The organism is Blastococcus saxobsidens (genome assembly GCF_002938435.1).
Classification (GTDB): domain Bacteria; phylum Actinomycetota; class Actinomycetes; order Mycobacteriales; family Geodermatophilaceae; genus Blastococcus; species Blastococcus saxobsidens.
On record NZ_POQT01000023.1, the window covers coordinates 65,568 to 74,444 of the forward strand.

The 8,877-nt window shown below is 76.4% G+C and carries 9 protein-coding genes; 3 read left to right on the forward strand and 6 right to left on the reverse strand.

Annotation, left to right across the window (positions count from 1 at the left end; all coding sequences use genetic code 11):
* The first annotated feature begins 12 nt into the window (after nt 1–12).
* A complete protein-coding gene (locus C5507_RS14385) occupies nt 13–1,539 on the forward strand; it encodes a glycerol-3-phosphate dehydrogenase/oxidase (RefSeq protein ID WP_242611271.1) in 1,527 nt (508 codons plus the stop codon).
* 72 nt (nt 1,540–1,611) lie between these two features.
* The gene (locus C5507_RS14390; protein WP_104529199.1) at nt 1,612–2,397 is read left to right on the forward strand and encodes a class I SAM-dependent methyltransferase; all 786 of its coding nucleotides are present in this window, start codon (nt 1,612–1,614) and stop codon (nt 2,395–2,397) included.
* Between the two features lie 82 nt (nt 2,398–2,479).
* Here C5507_RS14390 and C5507_RS14395 read toward each other — a convergent pair whose 3' ends face one another.
* Nucleotides 2,480–3,235: a MerR family transcriptional regulator gene (locus tag C5507_RS14395; RefSeq protein ID WP_104529200.1), complete on the reverse strand. Its 756-nt coding sequence runs from the start codon at nt 3,233–3,235 to the stop codon at nt 2,480–2,482.
* A gap of 94 nt (nt 3,236–3,329) precedes the next feature.
* Between C5507_RS14395 and C5507_RS14400 the strand changes: the two genes are divergently transcribed.
* Nucleotides 3,330–4,046, forward strand: a complete 717-nt coding sequence (locus C5507_RS14400; RefSeq protein WP_104529201.1) for a class I SAM-dependent methyltransferase — start codon at nt 3,330–3,332, stop codon at nt 4,044–4,046.
* Here C5507_RS14400 and C5507_RS14405 read toward each other — a convergent pair.
* The 5 genes from C5507_RS14405 to C5507_RS14425 form a co-directional block, all read right to left on the reverse strand.
* Complete coding sequence (locus tag C5507_RS14405; protein WP_104529202.1) at nt 4,043–4,489, reverse strand: YdeI/OmpD-associated family protein; 447 nt, start codon at nt 4,487–4,489, stop codon at nt 4,043–4,045. The two genes, C5507_RS14400 and C5507_RS14405, sit on opposite strands and share 4 nt — an antisense overlap.
* Before the next feature lie 16 nt (nt 4,490–4,505).
* Nucleotides 4,506–5,099: a TMEM165/GDT1 family protein gene (locus C5507_RS14410; RefSeq protein WP_104529203.1), complete on the reverse strand. Its 594-nt coding sequence runs from the start codon at nt 5,097–5,099 to the stop codon at nt 4,506–4,508.
* 105 nt (nt 5,100–5,204) lie between these two features.
* Complete coding sequence (locus C5507_RS14415) at nt 5,205–6,680, reverse strand: GGDEF domain-containing protein (protein WP_158657612.1); 1,476 nt, start codon at nt 6,678–6,680, stop codon at nt 5,205–5,207.
* Between the two features lie 128 nt (nt 6,681–6,808).
* Nucleotides 6,809–8,008 carry a nickel pincer cofactor biosynthesis protein LarC gene (larC, locus tag C5507_RS14420; protein ID WP_104529205.1) on the reverse strand — a complete coding sequence of 400 codons (1,200 nt, stop codon included), beginning with the start codon at nt 8,006–8,008 and terminating at the stop codon, nt 6,809–6,811.
* Nucleotides 8,009–8,026: 18 nt separating this feature from the next.
* Nucleotides 8,027–8,877, reverse strand: an 851-nt coding sequence (locus C5507_RS14425; protein WP_211295526.1) for an AIR carboxylase family protein, incomplete at its 5' end; no start/stop codon positions are given.

Below are 8,877 nucleotides of genomic sequence, written 5' to 3' on the forward strand. Positions count from 1 at the left end.
TACAGTCTGCCGGTGCCGCCCGGGACCAGACACCAGGGAATCGGCTCGCTGTCGCCCGAACGGCGCGCGCGGGACCTCGCGCAGGTGGCCGGCGCATCGGTCGACGTCGTGGTGGTCGGCGGGGGAGTGACGGGCGCCGGCGTCGCCCTGGACGCCGCCTCGCGCGGGCTGTCGGTGGTGCTCCTGGAGCGCAGCGACGTCGCCGCGGGCACCAGCCGGTGGTCGTCCAAGCTGGTGCACGGCGGCCTGCGCTACCTCGCGCACGGGGAGATCGGCCTGGCGCGGGAGAGCGCCCGCGAGCGCGCCGTCCTCATGGGGGCCACCGCGCCGCACCTCGTCCGCCCGCTGCCCTTCCTCGTGCCCGACGCGGCCGGGCGGGACGTGACCGCGCTGGCGGCGGCCGGTGGCCGGCTCGGCGACGCCGTCCGGCTGTCGGTGCCGGGCGGGCGGCGGTCGCTGCCCGCCACCCGGCGCGTGCGGGGGGACGACGTCGCTCGGATGACCCCGGCCGTGCGGCCCGGCGGAGGCGGTGTCGTCTTCTGGGACGGGCAGCTCACCGACGACGCCCGGCTGGTGGTGGCGCTGGCCCGCACGGCAGCCGCTTTCGGCGCGCGCGTCCTGACCGGCGCCGACGTGCTGGCGGTGGACGACGGCGAGGTGCACGTCCGGGTCGACGGCGCCGACCTCTCGCTGCGTGCGGGTGTCGTGGTGAACGCGGCGGGCGTGTGGTCGCAGCGGCTGGCGCCGCGGATCCGGCTGGTGCCCTCGCGCGGGTCGCACCTGGTGGTGCCGGGGGAGCGGCTCGGGTCGCCGTCGGCGGCGCTGACCGTGCCGCTGCCCGGCTCCCGCTCGCGGTACGTGTTCGCGCTGCCGCAGGCCGACGGGCTGGTCTACCTCGGCCTCACCGACGAGCCGGTGGACGGCGCGGTGCCCGACGAGGACCCGGTGCCCTCGGACGCCGAGGTGCAGCAGCTGCTCGACACGGTGAACCAGGTGCTGTCCTCGCCGCTGATTCGGGACGACGTCGTCGGCGCCTACGCCGGGTACCGGCCGCTGGTGCAGCCACAGGCGGGGACCGGGCCGGGCGGCGCGACCGCCGACCTCTCCCGCAAGCACCTGCTGATGTGGGACGGACCGGTCCTGTCGGTGGTGGGCGGGAAGCTGACGACCTACCGCGCGATGGCCGAGGGGACGGTGGACGCCGTCGTCGCCCGGCTCGGCCGCGGGACTCCTCGGACGACGACGGCGCGGCTGCCGCTGGTGGGGGCGGCGCCGCGGGTGGCGCTGGACCGCGTGCCGGCGCCGGCCCGGCTGGTGGCCCGGTACGGCACCGAAGCCCCGCTGGTGGAGGCCCTCGGCCCGGCGCTGGTGGTGGCCGGCCGCCCGGAGACGGTGGGGGAGCTGCGGTTCGCCGTCCGGCACGAGGGCGCGCGGACCGTCGCCGACCTGCTCGACCGGCGCACCCGCATCGGCCTGGTGCCGGCGGACCGCGAGCGCGCCGTCCCGGTCGCCGAGCAGGTACTGTCCGCCGAGCTCTGAGCCCACATCCCGGATCTCAAGGCGTGGGAACGCTGTATCGCAGAGTGGGACGGCCGGAGTAGGACCGGACCCGTGGACACCTACACGCACGGGCACGCGGAGCCGGTCCTGCAGTCGCACCGCTGGCGGACGGCGGAGAACTCCGCGGCCTACCTGCTGCCTGCGCTGCACCCGGGGCTGGACCTGCTCGACGTCGGCTGCGGCCCGGGCACGATCACCGTCGACCTCGCCGCGCGGGTGGCGCCCGGCCGGGTGCTCGGGCTGGACCTCTCCCCGGACCCGCTCGACGAGGCGCGGGAAACCGCCGCGCGGGCCGGTGTGCCGGTCACCTTCGCCGTCGGTGACGTCTACGCCCTCGACCTGCCCGACGACTCCTTCGACGTGGTGCACGCCCACCAGGTGCTCCAGCACCTGACCGATCCGGTCGCCGCCCTGCGCGAGATGGCCCGGGTCTGCCGGCCGGGCGGGGTGATCGCGGTACGCGACGTCGACTACGCCGCCACGACCTGGTTCCCGCTCGACCGCTGGCTGGAGCTGTACGAGCGGGTGGCCCGCCGCAACGACGCCGAACCGGACGCCGGACGACGGCTGCTGTCGTGGGCGCACGCCGCGGGTCTGCGGGACGTCACGGCCACCGCGAGCACCTACTGCTACGCCTCGGCGCAGGAGCGGCAGTGGTGGGGGCGGAGCTGGGCGGGCCGGGCGACGTCGTCCGCGTTCGCGGAGCAGGCGGTCGGCCACGGGCTGGCCACGCCGGACGATCTCGCGGGGATCGCGGCGGCGTGGCTGCGCTGGGCCGACGCCGCCGACGGCTGGCTCGGCATGCTGCACGGCGAGCTGCTCGTCCGCGTCTGCTGAAGGACCCCCTCCTCCCCACCCCTCGCACGCTCGGGCGGTGCCCTGGAGGGGGCCGGCACCGGGCACCTCGGGGCGGCGTCGATCAGCTTCCCTGGCGGGTGGCGTTGGCCTGGACGGCGGTGCTCACGTACTGCGCCAGCCCGGGCGCGATCCGCTCGTAGTACGCGGTGAACCGCTCGTCCTCGACGTACATCCGCCCGAGGCCGGCGTGCATCTCGGGCCCGCAGTCGTAGAAGTTCCGGCTGATCTGCTGCCGGTGCTCCTCGGCCAGGTCCATCGCCTGCTCCGAGTCGGCCGCGACGCCCGACCGCAGCGCCTCGGCGAACCGGGCGTCGACGTCGTCGCTCTCGGCCTTGACCCGCAGCCAGTCGTCCTTCGTCATGGCGAGGGTCCGCTGCTGGGAGTGCGCCCAGGCCTCGGTCTCGCCCCACTTCTCCTCGGCCTCGGCCGCGTACTCCTCCGGCAGCCAGTCGCCGAACACCTCGAACCTCTCCTCCGGGGTCAGTGAGATCCCCATGGCGTGTGCCTCCATCTCCTTCTCGACGGCCGCGACCATGGCCGACGTCCGCTCCAGCCGGTCCCGCAGCAGCCGGTGCTGGCGGCGCAGGTGCTCGACGGGATCGGCGGACGGGTCGTCCAGCAGGGTCGCGACCTCCTCGAGGGGGAACCCGAGCTCGCGGTAGAGCAGCACGGAGTGCAGCCGGGTCAGGTCGGCCGGCGAGTACTGCCGGTAGCCGGCCGCCGTCCGCCCGGACGGCTGCAGCAGCCCGATCCGGTCGTAGTGGTGCAGCGTGCGCACCGTGACGCCGGCCAGCGCGGCCACTTCTCGCACGAACATCCGTGTCCCTCCTCCTCTGACGACGACGAGGCTGCGGCCTGACGTCGCGTCAGGGTCAAGAAGCTTTCCCGAGGGCCGTCGATAGGGTCCAGCGGTGACCGAGCAGGAGTCGGGCGGCTGGGGTGCGCCGCTGTACGAGGCCGTGCTCGACGCCACCGGCACCGGCCCCGGCACCACCGTGCTCGACCTCGGCTGCGGCGCGGGGCGGTTCGCCCGGGCGGCCACCGACCGCGGCGCACACGTGACCGGCGTGGACCTCGACGACGACGCCGTCGCGCTGGCCGCCGCGGCGGTCCCGGAGGGCACGTTCCTGGTGCGCAACGCGCAGGACCCGCCCCGCGGCCCGTTCGACGTCGTGGCCGCGGTCCAGCTGCTCATGCACGTCCGCGACCCGATCGCGGTGCTGCGCCGGGCCGGGCGCGCAGGCGGGGTGGTCGCCGCCACGGTGTGGGGCCGCGAGCGGGAGTGCGACCTGCGCGTCTTCGAGGAGGCCTTCGCCCCGTGGGCCGGACCGCGCCGGCCGTCGCGCGGCTCGTCGGTCAGCGAGCCGGCCCGGCTGCGGGCGACCGCCGAGCGGGCGGGCCTGGTCGTCGAGCAGCTGGAGCAGGTGGCCGTGCCGTTCGACTACCCCGACGACGAGGCGATGTTCCACGCGCTGATGGCCGCTCCGCTGGCCCGCGCCGTCGCGCAGCGCACCGATCCCGGGAGCCTGCGGACCGCGGTCCTGGAGCACCTGGAGCCCTACCGCACCGCGGACGGCGGCTACCGGCTGCAGAACCTGGTCCGGCTGCTCGTCGCCCGGCCGCGCTAGCGGGTCTTCCTCCCCGCGGCGACCGACTCGACGGTCTTCTCGATCCGGGCGGTGCGGGTCTCGGGCTTCTTCGCCTCCGTCACCCAGCGCACCCACTCCTTGCGGTGTGAGTAGGCCAGGGCGTCGAAGGTGGCGCGGACGTCGTCGCCGAGGGCCGCCGCCAGGTCCACGGGCACCTCGACCTCGCGGGGCGCGTCGTCCCGCTCGACGGTGACGGTCACCTCCTCGCCGGCCCGCACGCCGGCGGCCTCGCGGTGCTCGGCGGCCAGCGGGACCCAGGACGCGCCGCCCATCGGGGCCACCGTCGTCCGGTAGGTGTGGCCGCCGACCGTGACGACCACGGGTGGCCGCCTGCCGCCGCCGAGGGCGTCGACGACCTCGTCGGGCACCTGCAGGCCGGTGGCGGTCTTGCCGGCCAGCGTCACCGTCGTCCGGAATTCCATGCCGACAACCTAGGGCTCAGACCAGCGCGCGGACCGTCTCCACGGCGGCGACGACGGCGAAGACCAGGAACAGGCCGGCGGCGACCCGGCGGATGAGCGGGATCGGCAGCCGGTCGGCCAGCTTCTTGCCCAGGAAGACCGCGAGCCCGGAGACGACGAGCAGCGCGGCCCAGGCGCCGGCGAAGACCGACAGCGGCTCCTCGTAGCGGGCGGCCAGCCCGGCGGTGGCCAGCTGGGAGAGGTCGCCCCACTCGGCGGCGAACAGGACGCCGAAGGAGATGGCCGCGGCCCGCAGGAACGACGTCTGCTCGCGGACCTCCGCCGCCTCGCCGCCGTCCTCGACGTCACCGGCGCTGCGCCAGAGGATGACCGCGCCGACGAGGAACAGCAGCGCCACCACGCCGGTCACGAGCGCCTCGGGCAGCAACGACAGGAGCGAGCCGGCGGTGACCGCGATGGCCACCTGCAGGCCGAACGCCGTCCCGACGCCGACGAACACCGGCAGCGGCGGGAAGCGGGTGGCGAGCACCAGGCTGGCGAACAGCGTCTTGTCCGGCAGCTCCACCGGCAGCACCAGGACGAACGCGGCCAGGACGACCGACCAGACCACTCTCGAACCCTCCTCCGCGCGGCACTGCCGGGCGGGGCTCGGGCAGGCGACCTCTCTGCCGACCACGGTAGCGGGCGCCGGCGGCGGGCCTCCGCGCCCGGCGGGTCAGACGGTCTGGTGCCGGCGCACGCGGCCGGGGCGGCGCGCGGCCTTGACCCGGTACATCGCGGCGTCGGAGGCGGCCAGCGCGCTGTCCGCCGTGTCGTCGGGCCCGCAGAGGGCGATGCCGATGCTGATGCCCACGTCGTGCTCGGCGCCCCCGGAGCGGCGCAGCGGTCGGTCGAAGGCCGCGGTGATCCGGTCGGCGATGACCTGCGCGTCCCGCTCCGAGCCGACCTCGGGGCAGAGGACGACGAACTCGTCGCCGCCGATCCGCGCCACCGTGTCGCCGGGGCGGATCGCCGCGGCCAGCCGGCGCGCGGCCTCGACGAGCACCTCGTCACCGGCCGCGTGGCCGGCGGAGTCGTTGACCGGCTTGAAGCCGTCCAGGTCGCAGTACATGACCGCCATCGGGCGCTGGGCGCGCTCGGCCGCCGCCAGGCTCTGGTCCAGCCGGTCCAGCAGCAGGTTGCGGTTGGGCAGGCCGGTGAGCGGGTCGTGCAGCGCCGCCTCCCGGAGCGCGGACTCCAGCTCCCGCTGCTCGGTGACGTCGGTGGACGTGAGGACGAGACCCAGCAGGTTGCCGGCGTCGTCGTGCACGTGGGCCCCCGCAGTGGAGACCCGGCGCAGCGGCCGACCGGGCAGCGACACCCCCACCTCCATGGCGTCCAGCCGCCCATCGGTGAGGACCCGCCGCAGCGGCACCTCGTCGGGCGGCAGCGGTGCCCCGTCCAGGTCGGTGAGCGAGAAGGCCTGCGCGAGGTCAGCCGGCTCCACGGTGCGGTCGGCGTCCAGTCCGTGCCATTCGCGGATGGCGGCGTTGAACAGGGTCACCCGGCCTTCCGGGTCGGCACCGAGGACACCGACCGGGAGCACCTCGAGCAGTGACCGGGTGAACGCGGTCGAGCGGGCCAGCTCCTGGTGCGCCCGCGCCGTCTCCGCGCGGGCGAGCTGGCTGGCCGCCGCGAGGTCGGCCAGCTGGCGGGCCTGCTGGCCGGCGCGGACGAGCGAGGCGACAGCGGTCGCGACGTCGGCGAGCCGGGCGCGCTCGTCGTCGGTGAAGGCGTGCGGCTCGGGGTCGAAGACGCAGATCGCGGCCAGCACGACGCCGTCCACCACGACCGGGACGGTGCCGAAGGCCCGCAGGTGGCCGCGGCGGCCGTCCACCCAGGGGCTGCCTGCGAAGCCGGGCTCGAGGGGCAGGTCGTCGCACGTCTGCACGCCGGTCCCGCGCGCGAGGACCTGCGCGACGATGGAGCCCTCGCGCGGCCACGAGGCGCCGCGGAACCCGTGCACCGCCATGACCCGCATGATCGCGGTGTCCATCGTGATCACCGAGGCGCAGCGCATCCCGGTGACGGCGGCGGCCACCCGGACCAGGCCGTCGAGGGCGGGATCGGCGTCCATGACCGGCAGCTCGGGCTCCGGGGCGGGCGCAGCCGGACGGCCGGGCATCGTGGCCCGCTCCACCGTGCTGCTCATCGTGGGACCTCTCGCCTGCGGCCGGCTGCTCCGGTCCGTGCAGTTTCGCAACGGCGCGGGCCGTTCCGCTATTGAGGCTCGCCGGAGCACTTCCCTCGCACGGGTCATCCCGGCCGGGACGCGCGCGGTCAGCCCCAGAGGGGCGGGGCCTCCGCGGTGCTCACCGGGTAGGCGGCCTCGGCGGCTGCGGTGGCCGCCCGGAGCATCTCCTTGACCGGCAGGTCCCGCTCGCGGGCCAGCGCGGCGACGTCGTCGAACTCGACGCTCACGTTCTGCAGCCGGCCGCCGGAGACCGCGAGCTTCACCCGCACCTGGCCGCCGAGCACCTCCACCGCCGCCTGCGCCCGTTCGAGGGTCACCTTGCCGACGTCGACCACCCGCAGGCCGATGGTCGACGTCGTGGCGAAGACGGCCGCCTGCACCGCGGCGACGGCGTCGGGCCGGCAGAGCACCGACAGGGTGTGCGCCGGCCGGCCCTTCTTCATCAGGATGGGGGTGAGCCAGGCGTCGGACGCGCCGGCCGCGAACAGCGCCTCCAGGACGCCCGGCCACAGCCGCGGGTCCAGATCGTCGACGTTGGTCTCCAGCACCACCGGCCGGGCAGGCGCGGGCGCGGCGGGCTCACCCAGGACCAGCCGGACGACGTTGGGCAGCTCCTCGGGGTCGCGCCCCCCGGCGCCGGTGCCGACCCGCTCGGGCCGCAACGCCGGCAGCGCCGTCCACTCGTCCACCCGTGCCGCCAGCAGCGCGGCCCCGGTGGGGGTGCACATCTCCGCGGGCACCGGCCCGGCGAGCACCGGGACGCCGGTGAGCAGCTCCAGCACCGCCGGGGCGGGGATCGGGACCACCCCGTGCGCGCCCCGCGACGAGCCGCTGCCCAGCGCCACGGGGGAGGCGGTCAGCCGGTCGAGCTCCAGGTACTCCAGCCCGGCGACGACGCCCACCACGTCGGCGAGCGCGTCCAGCGCCCCCACCTCGTGGAAGCGGACCTCGGCGGGGTCGACCCGGTGCACCCGCCCCTCGGCCACGGCGAGCCGCTCGAAGACCGCCAGGGCGCCGTCGCGCACCGGCGGGGGCAGCGCCGACCCGGCCAGCACGGCCCGGACGTCGGTCCAGGTGCGGTGCCGGTCCGACGGCGGGGCGTGCACGTGCACGCGGGTGGCGCCGAGGCCGTGGCGGGTCACCGGCTCCGCGACCAGCTCGACATGTTCCACGTGCAACGCGGCGACGGCCTCGGCGGGGACCTCGAGCGGCACCCCGGCGTCCACCAGCGCGCCGAGCAGCATGTCACCGGACGCGCCGGCGGCCAGGTCCAGCCAGCCGATCATGGTGCGCTCCCTCCGGGACTACCGGCGGGCGCTCCGGCGCGCCACCCGGGCGGCGAAGACACCGGCGGAGTAGCCGTTGTCGATGTTGCTCACCGTCATGCCGGGGGTGGCCGCGGTCAGCATGGTCATGAGCGCGCCCAGGCCGCCGAACGCGCTGGGCTGCCCGGTGGAGGTCGGCACGGCGACGACGGGCACGTCGGTGAGCGAACCGACCACCGTCGCCAGGGAGGCGTCCATGCCGGCGACGACGACCAGGCAGTCGGCGTCCCCGACCAGCGACCGGTCCGGCAGCAGGGTCCGGGTGCGGCTGCCGGCGACGTCGTCCAGCCGGACCACCTCGGCGCCGGCCACGCGGGCGACGAACGCGGCCTCGGCGGCCACCGGCGCGTCCGCGCCACCGGCGCACAGCACGGTGACGCGGCCGGTGGGTTCGGGGACCGGCCCCACCGCGGCGGCCGAGGCGGCGGCGTCCATGGTCGTGTACGCGTCGTGCTCGGTGGCCAGGGCGACGAGGACCTCCGGGGTCGCGCGGAGCACGAGCGCCGGGCGGTCGGGGTGCGCGGCGCGCGCCTCGCGGACCAGCGCGAGCACCTGCTCGGTGCTGCGGCCGGTCGCCCAGACCACCTCGGGCTCCACGGCGGGCGGACCGGTCACCTGGTCCGCGCCCTGGGCGGCGGTGTCGCGGACGGCGGTGTCCTGCACGTCGGTGCCCTGCACGGCGGCGGGCGGCTCGACCGCGGCGGGGGGCTCGGCGGCCGGCACGGGCCCGAGCAGCGGGTCGCCCGGCCGGTCGGTGCCCAGCGGCGGGTGCGGGGTCAGCAGCGGGGCGAAGCCCGGCGCCTCGTCGCGCACGGCGGCGACCGCCCGGG